Below are 467 nucleotides of genomic sequence, written 5' to 3' on the forward strand. Positions count from 1 at the left end.
AAACCGACCGGACAACCGATGATCGCTGCGGGTCGCGGACAGGCGGGATCTTCCAGCATGTTCAGCAGATGGAACAGCGCCGTCGGCGCATTGCCGATGGCGACGACCGCGCCGCCGAGATGCGGCCGCCAGAACTCGATCGCGGCTGCTGAACGCGTGGTGCCCATCTCCTGCGCCATCGCCGGCACGCGCGCGTCATGAAGGGTGCAGATCACTTCGTTGCGGGCCGGAAGGCGGGGCCGGGTGATGCCCTCGCTCACCATGCGTGCATCACACAGGATAGGCGCGCCGCGTTCGATTGCGGCACGCGCAACCTGCGCCATGCCGGGCGTAAATCGCACGTGCGCTTCCAAACCGATCATGCCTGCCGCATGAATCATCCTGACAACGACGATCTCTTCTTCCGCGGTGAAGTGATCGAGATCCGCCTCTGCGCGGATGGTCGCGAAGGACTGCCGGTAGATCGC

At 65.1% G+C, this 467-nt stretch carries 1 protein-coding gene; it reads right to left on the bottom strand.

All coding sequences use genetic code 11. The features are described 5' to 3' along the window. Positions 1 to 467, bottom strand: a 467-nt coding sequence (locus tag JHD07_RS38705) for a precorrin-8X methylmutase (protein WP_291631805.1), incomplete at both ends; no start/stop codon positions are given.

Origin of the sequence: Bradyrhizobium sp. (assembly GCF_016462955.1) — a bacterium.
In the GTDB taxonomy this organism is placed as follows: Bacteria; Pseudomonadota; Alphaproteobacteria; order Rhizobiales; family Xanthobacteraceae; genus Bradyrhizobium.